Consider the following 15,740-nt stretch of genomic DNA (forward strand, 5'->3'; position numbering starts at 1 on the left):
GAAGGGCTTGAATCACACTGAATCCGAAGTTCACGGCGGTTGGGTATGTCGAAAGCGTTACCCGAGCGACTACGCTGGGCGTCTCACCCATTGGACTTCAGAGCAGGAGGGCCGGCTGTGACCACCGAGGTGCGCCGTCTGCGCAACTACATCAACGGAGAGTTCCGTGACGCCGCCGACGGGCGGACCATCGACGTGGTCAACCCGGTGACGGAAGAGGTCTACGCGACCTCGCCGCTCTCCGGCGCCGCCGACGTCGATGCCGCCATGGACGCCGCCGCCGCGGCCTTCCCCGCCTGGCGCGACGCCACCCCCGCCGAACGCCAGCGCGCCCTGCTGAAGATCGCGGACGCCTTCGAGGAGCGCGCCGAGGACCTCATCGCGGCCGAGTCCGAGAACACCGGCAAGCCGGTCGGGCTCACCCGCACCGAGGAACTCCCGCCGATGGTTGACCAGATCCGCTTCTTCGCGGGGGCCGCCCGGCTGCTGGAGGGCCGTTCGGCCGGCGAGTACATGGAGGGGCTCACCTCCATCGTCCGCCGCGAGCCGGTCGGTGTCTGCGCCCAGGTCGCGCCGTGGAACTACCCGATGATGATGGCCGTCTGGAAGTTCGCCCCGGCGCTCGCCGCGGGCAACACCGTCGTCATCAAGCCCTCCGACACCACTCCGGCGTCCACCGTGCTGATCGCCGAGATCATCGGGCAGATCGTGCCCAAGGGCGTCTTCAACGTCATCTGCGGCGACCGGGACACCGGCCGCGCGATGGTGGAGCACAAGACCCCCGCGATGGCCTCCATCACCGGTTCGGTACGGGCCGGCATGCAGGTCGCCGAGTCCGCCGCGAAGGACGTCAAGCGGGTCCACCTGGAGCTCGGCGGCAAGGCGCCGGTCGTCGTGTTCGAGGACACCGACATCGCCAAGGCCGTCGAGGACATCTCGGTCGCCGGCTACTTCAACGCCGGGCAGGACTGCACGGCCGCGACCCGCGTCCTGGTCCACGAGTCCATCCACGACGAGTTCGTCACCGCGCTGGCCAAGGCGGCGGCCGACACGAAGACCGGCCTGCCGGACGACGAGGACGTGCTCTACGGCCCGCTCAACAACGCCAACCAGCTCGCCCAGGTCAGCGGCTTCATCGAGCGGCTCCCCGCCCACGCCAAGGTCGAGGCGGGCGGCCACCGGGTCGGCGAGAAGGGCTACTTCTACGCCCCCACCGTCGTCTCCGGCCTCAAGCAGGACGACGAGATCATCCAGCACGAGGTCTTCGGCCCGGTGATCACCGTCCAGTCGTTCCGCGACGAGGCGCAGGCGCTGGAGTGGGCGAACGGCGTCGAGTACGCCCTGGCCTCCTCGGTGTGGACCAAGGACCACGGCCGCGCCATGCGGATGTCCAAGAACCTCGACTTCGGCTGTGTGTGGATCAACACCCACATCCCGCTCGTCGCCGAGATGCCGCACGGCGGATTCAAGAAGTCCGGCTACGGCAAGGACCTCTCCGCCTACGGCTTCGAGGACTACACCCGCATCAAGCACGTCATGACCTCGCTCGACGGCTGACCGCCGCGGCGAACCGTACGGATGCGGCCCCGGGCTCCCGCCCGGGGCCGCATCCGTACTCCCGGACCCGCCCGGCATCGACAGGGTGTGCGCGGGGGGCGGCCACCGCTGGACGGTTGGTCCATTGCCCGCGGCACCCGCCGCCCGGCATCCTGCGCAGGTGCGAGCGATCCCGAAGAACCCCATGTCCCGCCGGTCCCTGCTCCGCGCCCTCGGGGCGGGGGCGGCCGGTGCCACGCTGGCCGGCTGCGGAGTGCCCGCCGCCTATGTGAAGCCCGGTGACCGCGCCGGACGCGACTCCTCCGCGGGCGACCACACCCTGCACTTCGCCAACTGGCCGCTCTACATCGACACCGATGACAGGAACCAGTCGAAGCGGCCCACCCTGGACGCCTTCAGCAAACGCACCGGGATCTCCGTCACGTACACCGAGGAGATCAACGACAACGACGAGTTCTTCGGGAAGATCAGCCCCGCGCTGATGAACCACCAGCAGACCGGGCGCGACCTCATCGTCATCAGCGACTGGATGGCCGCCCGGTTCGTCCGGCTCGGCTGGGTCCAGGAGATGGACCGGGCCAAGCAGCCCAATGTGACGAAGTACCTCGATCCGCAGCTGCGCTCGCCCGCCTTCGACAAGGGCCGCACCCACAGCGTGCCCTGGCAGTCCGGGATCACCGGCATCGCGTACAACCGCAAGAGGCTCGGCCGCGAGATCCGGCACCTCAGCGACCTGTGGGCGCCCGACCTGCGCGGCAAGGTGACGCTGCTCTCCGGACTCGACGAGTCCTTCGCGCTGCTGATGCAGGGCAACGGCGTCGACATCACCCGCTGGAAGCGCGACGACTTCTACGACATCTGCGACCAGGTGGAGAAGCTGGTGAAGACGAAGCACATCCGCCGCTTCACCGGCAACGACTACATCAAGGACCTCTCCACCGGTGATGTGCTCGCCTGCCAGGCCTACTCCGGTGACGTCATCCAGCTCCAGGCGGACAACCCGGAGATCGAGTTCGTGGTGCCGGAGGAGGGAGCCGAGCTCTGGGCGGAATCACTCATGATCCCCAACCTCGCCCACCACAAGCGCAACGCCGAGAGGCTCGTCGACTACTACTACGAGCCCGAGGTCGCCGCCGAACTGGCGACCTGGGTCAACTACGTCTGCCCGGTCCCGGCCGCCCGCGACGTACTGGCCTCCTCCAAGGACGAGGAGACCGCCGCACTCGCCGAGGACCCGCTGATCTTCCCCGACGACGCCATGCGCAAACGGCTCGCCATCGCCCGCGACATCACGTCCGAGGAGCGGACCGGGTTCGCCAAGAAGTGGAACTCCATCGTCGGCCTGTGAGGCACTGCCCAGAGCGCTTGTGACGAGGGCTCTCTCCGGGCACAGCTGAGGTTCAGCGGCACCACGCGGAATGCGCGTGGTGCCGCTTCGTTGTGGGGCGGCACGGCTCCTTCCAGCGACCCGCCCCACCCTGCGCCTCTGTATCAGTTGGTTGTTTCATCTGGATGTCAAATATTTTCAATAACTGAGCGACATCTTGTGTTCATGTGCTCGTGATGCTTGAGTGTCAGGCGCTTCCCTCTCCCCCCAACTCGCCCATGAGGAAGCGCAGTCACAGAAGAATGGAAGTGTCATGCGCACGTCAGCCCCTACAGCGCCTACGAGTTCGTCTCCGGCGGCGGCACCGGCAAGGACGTCAAGAACGTGACCGTCGACGGGTCGGCCATCGACGGCGTCGGCACGGTCGTCGTCCAGGCCGAGACGCCCGGCGCCGTGACGATGTCGAACGTCACCGCCACCGGGACCGGCGCGGCAGGCGTATACAACTGCCCCTACCCCGAGGGCTCCGGCACCTTCACGCTCACCGACGGCGGCGGCAACACCGGCTGGGACACCACCTGGGACGACTGCTCCGCCTGGACCGAGCCGGGCAGCGGCACCTAGCGACACCCCCCCCACACGCACCATCCCCCCACACCGAGAGGAACGCACGCTGTGACAAGGAGAGACTGGAGCCGGCCGGGCATCGCCGTCGCACTCGGCGCCGCCCTGACCGCCGCATGGCTCGTACCGGCCGCCCACGCGGCGCCGGTGGCAGCCGAGCCGTCCGCCGCCGCGGCCGCCCGGGGCGCCTCGGCCCCGTACGACGAGTACGAGGCGGAGGACGGCACCTACGACGGCACCCTGCTGGAGACGGACGCCACACGCACCTTCGGGCACACCAACTTCGCCACCGAGTCCTCGGGGCGCAAGTCGGTACGCCTCGACTCCACCGGCCAGCACGTGGAGTTCACTTCGACCGGCAGCACCAATTCCATCGTCGTCCGCAACTCGATCCCCGACGCGCCGGGCGGAGGCGGCCAACAGAAGACGCTGAGCCTCTACGCAGACGGCACGTTCGTGCAGAAGCTGGACCTGTCGTCCAAGCACAGCTGGCTGTACGGCAGCACGGACGAGCCCGAAGGCCTGACGAACACCCCAGGCGGGGACGCGCGCCGTCTGTTCGACGAGTCGCACGCCCTGCTCGACAAGACCTACCCCGCGGGCACCACCTTCCGGCTCCAGCGCGACGCCGGTGACGACGCCGCGTACTACGTCGTCGACCTGGTCGACCTGGAGCAGGTGGCACCGCCCACGCCCAAGCCCGCCGAGTGCACCTCGATCACCGAGTACGGCGCGGTCCCCGACGACGGGATCGACGACACGGACGCCATCCAGAAGGCCGTCACCGCCAACCAGAACGGTGAGATCGACTGTGTGTGGATCCCGGCCGGGCAGTGGCGGCAGGAGCAGAAGATCCTCACCGACGACCCGCTGGACCGCGGGCAGTACAACCAGGTCGGTATCCGCGACGTCACGATCCGGGGCGCCGGCATGTGGCACTCGCAGCTGTACACGCTGACCGCGCCGCAGGACGCGGGCGGCATCAACCACCCGCACGAGGGCAACTTCGGCTTCGACATCGACGACAACACCCAGATCTCGGACATCGCGATCTTCGGCTCCGGCACCATCCGGGGCGGTGACGGCAACGCCGAGGGCGGCGTCGGTCTCAACGGCCGCTTCGGCAAGGACACCAAGATCACCAACGTCTGGATCGAGCACGCCAACGTCGCCACCTGGGTCGGCCGTGACTACAGCAACATCCCGGAGCTGTGGGGCCCCGGCGACGGACTCGAATTCACCGGGATGCGCATCCGCAACACCTACGCGGACGGCATCAACTTCACCAACGGCACCCGCAACTCCTCCGTCACCGACTCGTCCTTCCGCAACACCGGGGACGACTCGCTGGCGGTGTGGGCGAGCAAGTACGTCAAGGACCCCGCGGTCGACGTCGGCCACGACAACGTCTTCGGCAACAACACGATCCAGCTGCCCTGGCGGGCCAACGGCATCGCGGTGTACGGCGGCTACGGCAACAAGATCGAGAACAACCTGGTGTACGACACCATGAACTACCCCGGCATCATGCTGGCCACCGACCACGACCCGGTGCCCTTCTCCGGGCAGACACTGATCGCGAACAACGGGCTCTACCGCACCGGAGGCGCGTTCTGGAACGAGGACCAGGAGTTCGGGGCGATCACCCTGTTCGCCCAGGGCTCCGACATCCCCGGCGTCACCATCCGTGACACCGACATCCAGGACTCGACCTACGACGGCATCCAGTTCAAGACCGGCGGAGGCGCGATCCCGGACGCCAAGATCAGCAATGTGACGATCTCCGGGTCGCCCAACGGCTCCGGCATCCTCGCCATGGGCGGCGCGCGAGGCAGCGCGACGCTCACCGATGTGACGATCAGCGGCTCGCGCGACGGAGACGTCCTGGTCGAACCCGGATCGCAGTTCGTGATCGACACGGGTGCGGCGCAGTCCGCCGCCGAGGTGCGGGGCAACGGGCACGGACGGTAGACGCCCTGCCGCTGCGCCGGGCCGCCCGGATCCAGGACCCGGATCCGGGCGGCCCACTGGCGTCGCGTGCGCCCCGGCCGGGACGTCAGCGCTTCCGCGCCACCGCGCCGAACTGGGCCACCTCGACGGCCCGGGTGCCGGGCGCGGGCCGCCAGCGCGCGCACGAGACGATCCCCGGCTCGACCAGGTCCATCCCGCTCAGGAACGCGGCGAACTCGAAGCGGCTGCGGGCGGTGATCGGGGGCGTGGCGTTCTCGTTCCAGAACCGCATCGCCGCCTCGTTGCCCTCGCCGCCCAGCTCCAGCGTGGGATGGGTGAGGACCAGATAGCTGCCCGACGGCACCGCCTCCATCAGCCGCCGCACGATGCGCAGCGCCTCGTCCGTGTCCAGGACGAAGTTGAGGATGCCCAGGAGCATGACCGCGACCGGCCGCTCCAGGTCGAGCGTCGGCCGGGCCGCCCGCAGGATCTCCTCGGGGTGGCGGGCGTCGGCGTCGATGTACTCGGTCGCACCCTCTGGCGAGCTGGTGAGCAGCGAGCGGGCGTGCGCCAGGACGATCGGGTCGTTGTCGACGTACATGACACGGGCGTCGGGCGCGGTGTGCTGCGCGACCTCATGGGTGTTCTCCGCGGTCGGCAGACCGGTACCGATGTCCAGGAACTGGCCGATGCCCGCGTCACCGGCCAGATACCGCACCGTCCGGCCCAGGAACGCCCGGTCGGCCCGCGCCACTTCACCGATGCTCGGATACATGCCGGTGACCCGGTCGCCGACGGCCCGGTCCACCGGGAAGTGGTCCCGGCCGCCGAGCCAGTAGTTCCAGACCCGGGCGTTGTGGGCGATGTCGGAACGGACACGGGCGGGTAAGGAGTTGCTGCGGGGATCGGACACGTCTGCTCCTCTGGCGCCTGGCCTGGCATCGGGACGATGAGGTGCGTCCATGATGCCGGACCGATCAAGGGGCGGCGTCTCCGGCGGAGTCGGTGATCAGGGTGTGCAGCACATCGATCCGGTTGGTGGTGATGGAGTCCACGCCGTGGCGGAGCAGCCGGCGCATGGTGCGCCCGGTGTCCGCCGTCCAGGCCGAGACCAGCAGCCCGTCCCGGTGGTTGCGGTCCGCCAGCTCCCGGCTCACCAGTCCGAACCGGTAGTTCAGCCAGCGCGGCCGCACCGCCGCCAGCAGGGCTGCCCGCGGCGGTGCGAGGGTCGTCCAGGTCATCGCGATCTCGGCGGACGGATCGGCGGCCCGTACCCGCAGCATCGCCTCCGGGCCCGCGCAGTAGTAGGCCCGCTCACCGGCCCCGCACTCCCGGACCGTCCCGACGATCTTCCGCACCGAGTCCTCCGTGGAGCCCGGCACATCGACCATGACGCGGTGCGCCCCGAGGGCGAGCAGCGCCTCGCGCAGGGTCGGCACGCCCCCTGCCGTCAGCTCGGTCAGTTCCTGCCGGGTGAGCCGGTCCAGCCGCAGGTCATGGCCCCACAGCCGCCCCAGAGTGGCGTCGTGCAGCAGGACCGGCACGCCGTCGCGGGTGACCCGGACGTCGATCTCGACCGCGTCCGCCCCCCGTTCGAGGGCGGAGCGGATCGAGGGGAGGGTGTTCTCGCGGACACGGTACGGATCGCCGCGATGGGCGACAGCGGTGACAGGGGTGGCCATGGGGCCATTGTCACCACCGGAGGGTCACCGGCCGGTGCCCTCCAGCCAGCTCGTCGTGTACGTGTCGATCTCGTCGCTCAGCGTGCGCTTGCCTGCGGGGTCGAGGAAGGACGCCTCGACGGCGTTCTTCGCGAGCGCGGCGAGTCCCCGCTCGTCGAGGCCGAGGAGGCGGGCCGCCACCCCGTACTCGTTGTTGAGGTCGGTGCCGAACATGGGCGGGTCGTCGCTGTTGATCGTGACCAGCACACCGGCCTCCACCATCTCCCGGACCGGGTGCTGCTCGATGTCCGCCACCGCGCGGGTCGCGATGTTCGACGTGGGGCAGACCTCCAGGGCGATGCGGTGCTCGGCGAGGTGCGCCAGCAGCTCCGGGTCACGGACGGAGCTGGTGCCGTGGCCGATGCGCTCGGCGCGCAGCGCGGTCAGCGCGTCCCAGACCGTCTGCGGTCCGGTGGTCTCGCCGGCGTGCGGTACGGAGTGCAGGCCCGCGGCGATGGCACGGTCGAAGTAGGGCTTGAACTGCGGGCGGTCCACCCCGATCTCGGGGCCGCCGAGGCCGAACGAGACGAGCCCCTCCGGCCGCAGGTCCAGGGCGAGCCGGGTGGTCTCCTCGGCGGCTTCGAGTCCGGCCTCGCCGGGGATGTCGAAGCACCAGCGCAGCACCACTCCGAGCTCGGCCTCGGCCGCCTTGCGGGCATCCTCTATGGCCGCCATGAAGCCCTGCTCCGGAATGCCGCGGCGGGTCGAGGAGAAGGGGGTGACGGTCAGTTCCGCGTAACGGATGTTCTGCCGGGCCATGTCGCGGGCGACCTCGAAGGTCAGCAGCCGGACGTCCTCCGGGGTGCGGACCAGGTCCACGACCGAGAGGTAGACGTCGATGAAGTGGCCGAAGTCCGTGAAGGAGAAGTAGTCGGCCAGCGCTTCCGGGGCGGTGGGGACCTTGGAGTCGGGGTGGTGCGCGGCCAGCTCGGCGACGATGCGGGGCGAGGCCGAACCGACGTGGTGCACATGGAGTTCGGCCTTGGGCAGCCCCGCGATGAAGGGGTGCAGATCGGTCATCGGATCCTCCGGGGGCAGGGGGTGGTGCGGGGCCCGGACCCATGTGGGAACCGGGCAGGGGACGGAAGTCATCGTAGGACGGGGGCTGGCCGTAGCATGACGGGCATCACGATGGGGGAGGCCCATGTCAGACAACACAGAGCAGCCCGCGGACGGGGCCGTGCCGCGCGATCCGTGGGCTCCGCCGGACAACAGGGTGCCGCTGGACAAGAAGGAGCCCGAGGACGCCCGCCCGCCGGCCGTCCACGACCAGCAGACCGTCACCTCGATGCCGGCCACCGCACCGGACGCGGGCGGGCAGCCGGGCACCGGGAACGGCCCCGCGCCCGCGGCAGGGTTCGGCGTCCCGCCTGAGGCGGGGCAGCCGTCCGGCCCCGGCGGCTGGTACGGCCCGGGGGCCGTGCCGCCCCCGCCGGTCGGCCCGAACGGTCCGGGCCAGCAGGCCCCGCCGCACGCCAGCCAGTACGGCTACCCGGCGGCGCCGCCGCCCCAGCAGCCCGCGGGCCAGTACGGCTACCCGGCCCCGCAGGCCCCGCAGTACGGCGGCGGCTACCCGGGATACCCCGGCTACGGCCAGACCGTCTGGGGCGGACCCCAGCCCGCGAACGGGCTCGGGATCGCCTCCATGGTGCTCGGCATCATCGCGGTGGCCGTCTTCTGCATGTACGGCCTCGGAGTGATCCTCGGCGTGCTCGCGCTGATCTTCGGTCTGATAGGCCGGGGCCGGGTCAGCCGGGGTGAGGCCGACAACGGCGGAGTGGCCCTCGCGGGCATCATCCTCGGCTCGATCGGCATCGTCGTCAGCGCCGTGTTCCTGGGGCTGGTCATCTGGGCCGCCACCGGCGACCACTTCGAAGAGGACAGCGGTTCCGGTTACGAGCCGATGTCGGCGTCGCTGGTCGTCGATTCCCCGGCCGTCGGTGTGATGCGGTAAAGCCGCTCGTCGGAGTGACGGTGCGGCCGCGCGGTCGCGCGTGGCCCGTGGGGCGGTGGGAATTCGACCCACCGCCCCACGGGCCGTCTCATATGGCCAGGGTCTCCGCCCCGGCCGCGGCCCGCAGCCCGGTCCGCGCGTCCATCAGCGCGAACCCGAGCAGATTCAGCCCCCGCCAGGCCGCCGGGTCCTCCGCACGCGGATCGTCCGCCGCCAGCCCGATGCCCCAGATCCGGTCCATCGGGCTCGCCTCGACCAGTACCCGGTCGCCCGTGCCCAGCAGGAACTCCCGCAGCGCCGGGTCCTGGCCGAATTTGTGGCGGCTGCCCGCCACCACGAGCCCGTACCGCTCGCGCTCCCAGACGGCCTCGTCGAAACCGCGGACCAGCCGGCCCACCTTCTTCGCCTCGGCCGGGCTCTTCGCCGCCACCGCCGATTCCGCCGCCGCGGCGTCATCGAACAGCCGCGCCTTGCCGGCCATCATCCAGTGCTCGGCCGACGCGTACGTCACCCCGTCGACCGTGAACGGCGACGGCCACCACTGGCTGAGGCAGCTCGCGCCGGTCCTTCCGTCGGGGCGCGGCCGGTGCCCCCAGAACCTCAGATACTTCACCCTCTCGCCCCGGCCGGTCCGCGCCACGAGGTCGTCGATGTGTTCCATGACACGGGAGTCTGGCATCCGCCACTGACACTACGTACGGGGAATTCCGCACTGACGCGACACATGGTCGACAGATTCCGTTGCGTAACCAAAAGGCAACAACGGAATCACTTGTTGGGCTCGGTCCCCTCTGTCAGGATCGGCACTCAAATCGAGCAGAAGCTACGCCGCCCCGCACTCCGGGGACAGCGGCGGAGGAGAGCGTGATGGGCAACAGCTTCCAGGTACAGGACCGCTTCGCGGACGGCGCGCAGTACATCGGAGGAAGACTGCGACCCGGCACATCGGGACGCAGCCACGACGTGGTGAACCCGGCCACGGGCAAGACCGTCTACACGTACGAGCTGGCGGGCACCGCCGATGTCGACGCGGCGGTCGCCGCCGCCCGTGACGCCTTCCCCGGCTGGTCGGGAGCCACCCCGGCCGAGCGGTCCGAGGCGATGCACCGCTTCGCCGCCGTCCTCGCCGGGCAGGCGGACGACTTCGCGTACGCCGAGTCCCTCCAGTGCGGCAAGCCGGTCAAGCTCTCCACCGAGTTCGACGTGCCCGGAACGGTCGACAACACCTCGTTCTTCGCGGGCGCCGCCCGCCATCTGGAGGGCAAGTCCGCCGCCGAGTACGACGGCGACCACACCTCGTACGTGAGGCGTGAGGCGATCGGCGTCATCGGCTCCATCGCCCCCTGGAACTACCCGCTCCAGATGGCCGCCTGGAAGGTCCTCCCGGCCATCGCCGCGGGCAACACCATCGTGCTCAAGCCCGCCGAGATCACCCCGCTGACCTCGTTGATGTTCGCGCAGGCGGCCACCGAGGCCGGCATCCCGGACGGCGTGATCAACATCGTCACCGGCGCCGGCAAGGACGCCGGCGAACACCTCGTCGGCCACCCCGACGTCGTGATGACCTCCTTCACCGGCTCCACCGCCGTCGGCAAGCGGGTCGCGGAGATCGCCACCTCGACCGTCAAGCGCCTCCACCTCGAACTCGGCGGCAAGGCCCCCTTCCTGGTCTTCGACGACGCCGACCTGGAGGCCGCGGTCAACGGAGCGGTCGCCGGCTCCCTCATCAACACCGGCCAGGACTGCACGGCGGCCACCCGCGCCTACGTCCAGCGCCCGCTGTACGACGCCTTCGTGCAGGGTGTCGCCGAGCTGATGGCGACCGTCCGGGTCGGCGACCCGTTCGCCCCGGAGACCGACCTAGGCCCGCTGATCAGCCACGCCCAGCGCGACCGGGTCGCCGGATTCGTCGAGCGCGCCCGCGCCTACGCCACCGTCGTCACCGGCGGCGAGGCCCCCGGCGGCGAACTGGCCGACGGCGCCTACTACCGGCCGACCCTGATCGCCGGAGCGGCCCAGGACAGCGAGATCGTCCAGTCCGAGATCTTCGGCCCGGTCCTGGTCGTGCTGCCCTTCGACACCGACGACGAAGGCATCGCGCTGGCCAACGACACCCCCTACGGGCTCGCCGCCTCCGCCTGGACCCGCGACCTGTACCGGGCCAATCGCGCCACCCGCGAGATCAAGGCGGGCTGCGTCTGGGTGAACGACCACATTCCGATCATCAGCGAGATGCCGCACGGCGGGTACAAGGCCAGCGGCTTCGGCAAGGACATGTCGTCGTACTCCTTCGAGGAGTACACGCAGGTCAAGCACGTCATGTACGACAACACCGCGGTCGCCCGCAAGGACTGGCACCGCACGATCTTCGGGGACCGATAACCCGGCCGGACCGGCCGCACACCCACCCGAAAGGGCAACGCGCATGGAGCAGTACGAGCCCGAGCGTCTCTCCGCGGCCCAGCTGGCCGCGATGCGTCGCACTCTGACCAGCGGCAGGGGAGCACTCACCCGCCGATCGCTGCTGCGCGCCTCCGGTACCGGCGCGCTCACACTCGGCGGGCTGGGCGCGCTGAGCGCGTGCGGAATCCCTCCCGCGAAGCGGGAGGGGGACGCCGCGGCGGCCTCCGACGACCACTCGGCCAAGGAGAAGCAGGTCAACTTCTCCAACTGGACCGAGTACATGGACGTCACCGACGACGGCAAGCACCGGCCCACCCTGGAGCAGTTCACCGAGCGGACCGGCATCAAGGTCAAGTACACCGAGGACATCAACGACAACGTCGAGTTCTTCGGCAAGATCAAGCCGCAGCTCGCGGCCGGCCAGGACACCGGCCGCGACATCATCTGCGTCACGGACTGGCTGGCCGCCCGCATCGTCCGCCTCGGCTGGGCGCAGAAGCTCGACCCGTCGAACCTGCCGCACGCCTACGCCAACCTCTCCGCCCAGTTCCGCTCCCCGGACTGGGACCCCGGCCGCGCCTACTCCTACCCCTGGGCCGGGATTCCCACCGTCATCGCCTACAACTCCAAGGCGACCGGCGGCCGCCGGATCGACTCCGTCAGCCAGCTGCTCGACGACCCCCAGCTCAAGGGCCGGGTCAGCTTCCTCTCGGAGATGCGCGACTCCATCGGCATGACCCTGCTCGACATGGGCAAGGACCCCGGCACCTTCACCGACGCCGACTACGACGCCGCGATCGGCCGCCTCCAGAAGGGCGTCGACAGGAACCAGATCCGCCGCTTCACCGGCAACGACTACACCGCGGATCTCGACAAGGGCGACATCGCCGCCTGCGTCGCCTGGGCCGGCGACATCATCCAGCTCCAGGCCGGCAACCCGGACATCAAGTACGCGATACCCGCCGCGGGCTACGTCATATCCAGCGACAACATGCTGGTTCCGGTGAAGGCACGGCACAAGACCAACGCCGAGAAGCTCATCGACCACTACTACCGGCCCCCGGTCGCCGCCGAACTCGCCGCGTACATCAACTTCGTCTGCCCGGTCGACGGGGTCCGCGAGGAACTCGCGAAGATCGACCGTTCGATGGCCGACAACCCGCTGATCCTCCCGGACAAGAAGATGGCGTCCGCCTCGCACGCCTTCCGGTCCCTGACCGCCGAGGAAGAGACGGCGTACGAGGAGAAGTTCGCCAAGCTCATCGGCGCCTGACGCCACGCCCTCCCCCCGATCTCCCCCTGACACCACTGGGACTGCGATCCATGACACAGCAGCAGACAGGCGGCGATGTCCGCCTCACCGGGATCAGCAAGACGTACGGCTCCTTCGCCGCCGTCCGACCGCTCGATCTGACCGTCCCGCAGGGCTCCTTCTTCGCGCTGCTCGGCGCGTCCGGCTGCGGCAAGACCACCACTCTGCGGATGATCGCGGGCCTGGAGGAGGCCACCACCGGCACCGTCTCGCTCGGCGGCCGCGACATCACCGGCCTCCCCCCGTACAAGCGGCCCGTCAACACGGTCTTCCAGAGCTACGCGCTCTTCCCGCACCTCGACATCACGGAGAACGTCGCCTTCGGACTGCGCCGGCGCGGCATCAAGTCGGTCAAGAAACAGGTCGACGACATGCTGGAACTCGTCGAGCTCGGCGACTTCGCCCGGCGCAAACCCCACCAGCTCTCCGGCGGCCAGCAACAGCGCGTCGCCGTCGCCCGCGCCCTGATCAACCACCCGCAGGTGCTCCTCCTCGACGAGCCGCTCGGCGCCCTCGACCTCAAGCTGCGCCGCCAGATGCAGCTCGAACTCAAGCGCATCCAGACCGAGGTCGGCATCACGTTCGTCCACGTCACCCACGACCAGGAGGAGGCCATGACCATGGCCGACACCGTCGCGGTGATGAACGCCGGCCGGGTCGAGCAGCTCGGCGACCCCGCCGATCTCTACGAGAACCCGCGGACGACGTTCGTCGCCAACTTCCTCGGCACCTCGAACCTCATCGAGGGCGAAGTCCTCTCCACCGGCACCGACACCGTCGTGTCGGCCGGCGGCGGGAAGCTCCGGCTGCCCGCAGGCCGCTGTCCGGAGCCGACCACGAAGGGCGGCAAGCTGCTCCTCGGCATCCGCCCCGAGAAGATCTCCCTCGCGCACCGCGACGACGCGGACGAGATAGCGGAGGGCCGCAACCGGGTCACCGGACGGATCGTCGACTCCAGCTTCATCGGCGTCTCCACGCAGTACGTGGTGGAGAGCCCGGCCGGCAAGTCCCTCCACGTGTACGAGCAGAACGTCGAGCGGCGCGCGGGCCTCACCGCCGGCGCCGAGGTCGTCCTGCACTGGAACCCGGCACACACCTTCGGCCTGGACGCCACCCAGGACATCGACGCCGGTGTGGAGACCGTGGAGGACGCGGCGTGAGCGTCACCCAGGAGGCGCCGCCCGCTCCCGTCGAGGAGCCGAAGGTGCGCAAGCCCTCCACCCGCAAGCGCCTCGTCCCCTACTGGCTGCTGCTCCCCGGCATCCTGTGGCTCGTCGTCTTCTTCGCGCTGCCGCTGATCTACCAGGCGTCGACGTCCGTACAGACCGGATCCCTGGAGAAGGGCTTCGAGGTCACCTGGCACTTCCAGACGTACTGGGACGCGCTGACCGACTACTACCCGCAGTTCATCCGGTCCCTGCTGTACGCGGGCACCGCGACGATCCTCTGCCTGCTGCTCGGCTACCCGCTCGCCTACCTCATCGCCTTCAAGGCCGGCCGCTGGCGCAACCTGGTGCTGGTGCTGGTCATCGCCCCGTTCTTCACCAGCTTCCTGATCCGCACGCTCGCCTGGAAGACGATCCTCGCGGACGGCGGCGCGGTCGTCGACGTGCTGAACACCCTGCACGTCCTGGACGTCACCAGCTGGCTCGGCTGGACCGAGTCCAACCGGGTGCTCGCCACACCGATGGCCGTGGTCTGCGGCCTCACGTACAACTTCCTGCCGTTCATGATCCTGCCGCTCTACACCTCGCTGGAACGGATCGACGGCCGGCTGCACGAGGCCGCCGGGGACCTGTACGCCACCCCCGCCACCACCTTCCGCAAGGTGACGTTCCCGCTCTCCATGCCGGGCGTGGTCTCCGGCACCCTGCTGACCTTCATCCCGGCCAGCGGCGACTACGTCAACGCGGAACTGCTGGGCTCCACCGACACCAAGATGGTCGGCAGCGTCATCCAGACCCAGTTCCTGCGCGTCCTCGACTACCCGACGGCGGCCGCGCTCTCGTTCATCCTCATGGCGGTCGTCCTGATCGCGGTCACCCTCTACATCCGCCGCTCCGGGACGGAGGACCTGGTCTGATGCCCGTACTGCGCTGGCTGCGACGCCACCTCATCGTCATCGCGGGTCTGCTGACCCTCGCCTACATGATCCTGCCGAACATCGTCGTGATGGTGTTCTCCTTCAACAAGCCCAACGGGCGGTTCAACTACTCCTGGCAGCGCTTCTCGCTGGACGCCTGGAAGGACCCCTGCGGGGTGGCCGACATGTGCGGCTCGCTCTCGCTCTCCCTCCAGATCGCCGTCTGGGCCACGGTCGGCGCGACCGTGCTCGGCACGATGATCGCCTTCGCCCTGGTCCGCTACCGCTTCCGGGCGCGCGGCGCGATCAACTCGCTGATCTTCCTGCCGATGGCGATGCCCGAGGTCGTCATGGCCGCGTCGCTGCTCACGCTGTTCCTCAACATGGGCGCGCAGCTGGGCTTCTGGACGATCCTCATCGCGCACATCATGTTCTGCCTCAGCTTCGTCACGACGGCGGTCAAGGCGCGCGTCATGTCGATGGACCCCCGGCTGGAGGAGGCGGCGCGCGATCTGTACGCCGGGCCCGTACAGACCTTCGTACGGGTCACCCTGCCGATCGCCGCCCCCGGAATCGCCGCGGGAGCGTTGCTCGCATTCGCGCTCTCCTTCGACGATTTCATCATCACCAATTTCAACGCGGGCTCCACCGTGACCTTCCCCATGTTCGTCTGGGGCTCGGCACAGCGCGGCACGCCCGTGCAGATCAACGTCATCGGCACGGCAATGTTCATCATTGCGGTACTGGTGGTTCTCGCCGGCCAGCTCATCGCGAACCGGCGAAAGAACAGCGCACGACCCTGAAAGTCC

At 69.5% G+C, this 15,740-nt stretch carries 12 protein-coding genes and 2 pseudogenes; 10 read left to right on the plus strand and 4 right to left on the minus strand.

Annotated elements, in window-relative coordinates; translation table 11 throughout:
* Positions 1 to 117: 117 nt before the first annotated feature.
* The 4 genes and pseudogenes from ACIQM0_RS35630 to ACIQM0_RS35645 form a co-directional block, all read left to right on the plus strand.
* Positions 118 to 1,557, plus strand: a complete 1,440-nt coding sequence (locus tag ACIQM0_RS35630) for a gamma-aminobutyraldehyde dehydrogenase (protein ID WP_401294760.1) — start codon at positions 118 to 120, stop codon at positions 1,555 to 1,557.
* 184 nt (positions 1,558 to 1,741) lie between these two features.
* Positions 1,742 to 2,905: a spermidine/putrescine ABC transporter substrate-binding protein gene (locus tag ACIQM0_RS35635; RefSeq protein ID WP_401294837.1), complete on the plus strand. Its 1,164-nt coding sequence runs from the start codon at positions 1,742 to 1,744 to the stop codon at positions 2,903 to 2,905.
* A gap of 303 nt (positions 2,906 to 3,208) precedes the next feature.
* Positions 3,209 to 3,508 (plus strand): annotated as a pseudogene (locus tag ACIQM0_RS35640) (mycodextranase); the annotation flags it as partial.
* A 180-nt stretch (positions 3,509 to 3,688) separates the two neighbouring features.
* Positions 3,689 to 5,479 (plus strand): annotated as a pseudogene (locus ACIQM0_RS35645) (glycosyl hydrolase family 28-related protein); the annotation flags it as partial.
* Positions 5,480 to 5,564: 85 nt separating this feature from the next.
* Here the strand turns inward: ACIQM0_RS35645 and ACIQM0_RS35650 are convergent.
* The 3 genes from ACIQM0_RS35650 to ACIQM0_RS35660 are packed head-to-tail and all read right to left on the minus strand — an operon-like array spanning position 5,565 to position 8,199.
* Positions 5,565 to 6,422, minus strand: a complete 858-nt coding sequence (locus tag ACIQM0_RS35650) for an SAM-dependent methyltransferase (protein ID WP_401294762.1) — start codon at positions 6,420 to 6,422, stop codon at positions 5,565 to 5,567.
* Between the two features lie 13 nt (positions 6,423 to 6,435).
* The gene (locus ACIQM0_RS35655) at positions 6,436 to 7,140 is read right to left on the minus strand and encodes a glycerophosphodiester phosphodiesterase (RefSeq protein ID WP_401294764.1); all 705 of its coding nucleotides are present in this window, start codon (positions 7,138 to 7,140) and stop codon (positions 6,436 to 6,438) included.
* 24 nt (positions 7,141 to 7,164) lie between these two features.
* The gene (locus ACIQM0_RS35660) at positions 7,165 to 8,199 is read right to left on the minus strand and encodes an adenosine deaminase (RefSeq protein WP_401294766.1); all 1,035 of its coding nucleotides are present in this window, start codon (positions 8,197 to 8,199) and stop codon (positions 7,165 to 7,167) included.
* A 124-nt stretch (positions 8,200 to 8,323) separates the two neighbouring features.
* Between ACIQM0_RS35660 and ACIQM0_RS35665 the strand changes: the two genes are divergently transcribed.
* Entirely contained in the window at positions 8,324 to 9,133 is an 810-nt protein-coding gene (locus ACIQM0_RS35665; RefSeq protein ID WP_401294768.1) for a DUF4190 domain-containing protein, read from the plus strand.
* Between the two features lie 88 nt (positions 9,134 to 9,221).
* Here ACIQM0_RS35665 and ACIQM0_RS35670 read toward each other — a convergent pair whose 3' ends face one another.
* On the minus strand, positions 9,222 to 9,794 hold the full coding sequence (locus tag ACIQM0_RS35670) for an NADAR family protein (protein WP_401294770.1): 573 nt from the start codon (positions 9,792 to 9,794) through the stop codon (positions 9,222 to 9,224).
* A 206-nt stretch (positions 9,795 to 10,000) separates the two neighbouring features.
* Here ACIQM0_RS35670 and ACIQM0_RS35675 point away from each other — a divergent pair, with 206 nt between their 5' ends.
* Genes ACIQM0_RS35675 through ACIQM0_RS35695 form a run of 5 tightly spaced genes read left to right on the plus strand, consistent with a single transcriptional unit; the run spans position 10,001 to position 15,734 of the window.
* Positions 10,001 to 11,515 carry a gamma-aminobutyraldehyde dehydrogenase gene (locus ACIQM0_RS35675; protein WP_401294772.1) on the plus strand — a complete coding sequence of 505 codons (1,515 nt, stop codon included), beginning with the start codon at positions 10,001 to 10,003 and terminating at the stop codon, positions 11,513 to 11,515.
* 43 nt (positions 11,516 to 11,558) lie between these two features.
* Positions 11,559 to 12,809, plus strand: coding sequence for a spermidine/putrescine ABC transporter substrate-binding protein (locus ACIQM0_RS35680; protein ID WP_401294774.1), 1,251 nt, complete (start codon positions 11,559 to 11,561; stop codon positions 12,807 to 12,809).
* A 50-nt stretch (positions 12,810 to 12,859) separates the two neighbouring features.
* Positions 12,860 to 14,008 carry an ABC transporter ATP-binding protein gene (locus tag ACIQM0_RS35685; protein WP_401294776.1) on the plus strand — a complete coding sequence of 383 codons (1,149 nt, stop codon included), beginning with the start codon at positions 12,860 to 12,862 and terminating at the stop codon, positions 14,006 to 14,008.
* Positions 14,005 to 14,931: an ABC transporter permease gene (locus ACIQM0_RS35690; RefSeq protein WP_363025159.1), complete on the plus strand. Its 927-nt coding sequence runs from the start codon at positions 14,005 to 14,007 to the stop codon at positions 14,929 to 14,931. Before ACIQM0_RS35685 ends, ACIQM0_RS35690 begins: the two co-directional genes overlap by 4 nt.
* Entirely contained in the window at positions 14,931 to 15,734 is an 804-nt protein-coding gene (locus tag ACIQM0_RS35695) for an ABC transporter permease (RefSeq protein WP_363025160.1), read from the plus strand. Before ACIQM0_RS35690 ends, ACIQM0_RS35695 begins: the two co-directional genes overlap by 1 nt.
* The last annotated feature ends 6 nt before the right edge of the window (positions 15,735 to 15,740 follow it).

Source organism: Streptomyces sp. NPDC091387 (assembly GCF_044756945.1).
GTDB lineage: Bacteria > Actinomycetota > Actinomycetes > Streptomycetales > Streptomycetaceae > Streptomyces.

Excerpts from the sequence above, each read along its gene's own strand:
- ACIQM0_RS35670 (WP_401294770.1), bottom strand. The coding sequence starts at position 9,794 with ATGGAACACATCGACGACCTCGTGGCGCGGACCGGCCGGGGCGAGAGG.
- ACIQM0_RS35635 (WP_401294837.1), top strand. The coding sequence starts at position 1,742 with ATGTCCCGCCGGTCCCTGCTCCGCGCCCTCGGGGCGGGGGCGGCCGGT.
- ACIQM0_RS35660 (WP_401294766.1), bottom strand. The coding sequence starts at position 8,199 with ATGACCGATCTGCACCCCTTCATCGCGGGGCTGCCCAAGGCCGAACTC.
- ACIQM0_RS35650 (WP_401294762.1), bottom strand. The coding sequence starts at position 6,422 with ATGGACGCACCTCATCGTCCCGATGCCAGGCCAGGCGCCAGAGGAGCA.
- ACIQM0_RS35665 (WP_401294768.1), top strand. The coding sequence starts at position 8,324 with ATGTCAGACAACACAGAGCAGCCCGCGGACGGGGCCGTGCCGCGCGAT.
- ACIQM0_RS35680 (WP_401294774.1), top strand. The coding sequence starts at position 11,559 with ATGGAGCAGTACGAGCCCGAGCGTCTCTCCGCGGCCCAGCTGGCCGCG.
- ACIQM0_RS35655 (WP_401294764.1), bottom strand. The coding sequence starts at position 7,140 with ATGGCCACCCCTGTCACCGCTGTCGCCCATCGCGGCGATCCGTACCGT.
- ACIQM0_RS35695 (WP_363025160.1), top strand. The coding sequence starts at position 14,931 with ATGCCCGTACTGCGCTGGCTGCGACGCCACCTCATCGTCATCGCGGGT.
- ACIQM0_RS35685 (WP_401294776.1), top strand. The coding sequence starts at position 12,860 with ATGACACAGCAGCAGACAGGCGGCGATGTCCGCCTCACCGGGATCAGC.
- ACIQM0_RS35675 (WP_401294772.1), top strand. The coding sequence starts at position 10,001 with ATGGGCAACAGCTTCCAGGTACAGGACCGCTTCGCGGACGGCGCGCAG.